This is a genomic window from Mesorhizobium sp. M0833 (genome assembly GCF_040319905.1).
Classification (GTDB): domain Bacteria; phylum Pseudomonadota; class Alphaproteobacteria; order Rhizobiales; family Rhizobiaceae; genus Mesorhizobium.
Map to the genome: position 1 here is coordinate 1 of NZ_JAMYOQ010000093.1, position 951 is coordinate 951.

The following is a 951-nucleotide window of genomic DNA, read 5'->3' on the forward strand; positions in this document are numbered from 1 at the left end:
TGGCGGCGATCTTTCGATGATGGAGGCAGGCGAGTTGCTGGGCATGTCGGAGCGGCAATTTCGACGTTACCGCGACCGGTACGAAGAGGCTGGGGAGGATGGCTTACGCGACCGCCGGCTGGGCAAGATTTCGACGCGTCGGGTGCCTGCGGAAGCGATTGAGGAGATGCTGGAGCTTTATCGTCATCGTTACCTGGGGTGGAATGTGAAGCATTTCCACGAGCACTTGATACGCGATCACGACTTCAGCTGGGGCTACACCTTCATCAAGACGCAGCTGCACGCGGCGGGCCTGGTGGAGCGAGCCAAGCGGCGCGGTGCTCACCGGCGCAAACGCGAAAGGAAGCCGTGTGAGGGGATGATGCTGCACCAGGATGGCAGCCGGCATGCCTGGCTGGAGGGTCAGCCGATGCTCGATCTGATCGTGACGCTGGACGACGCCACGAGCACGATCTATTCGGCCTTCCTGATTGAGGAGGAAGGCACGGCGTCGAGCTTTCAGGGACTTCTGGAGACTTTTGTCGCCAAGGGATTGCCGTCTAGCCTCTACAGCGATCGCGGCAGCCACTATTTCGTGACGCTCAAGGCCGGCGAGGCGGTCGACAAGAGCCGGCTGACCCAGGTCGGGCGAGCGCTGCGGCACCTCGGCATCGAGCATATCCCGGCCTATTCGCCTGAAGCCAGGGGGCGCTCCGAGCGGATGTTCTCGACCTTGCAGGATCGGCTGCCGAAAGAACTGGCGCTGGCCGGCATTGCCGATATCGAGGCCGCCAACCGCTTCATCGCGCAGACCTATCTGCCAGCTCACAATGCCCGCTTCGCCAAACCGCCCGCGGTCGAAGACAGCGCCTTTGTCGCCGCCGACCCACAGCAACTGGCCCAGATCCTGTGCATCGAGGAGGAGCGCGTCGTTGCCCGCGACAACACAGTCGCCTTCGCGCGCATGCGATT

The 951-nt window shown here is 63.0% G+C and carries 1 protein-coding gene; it reads left to right on the forward strand.

What is annotated here, in order from left to right; genetic code table 11:
* Nucleotides 1-951: ISNCY family transposase (locus NKH98_RS32925; protein WP_352904319.1), on the forward strand; the 951-nt coding region annotated here is incomplete at both ends.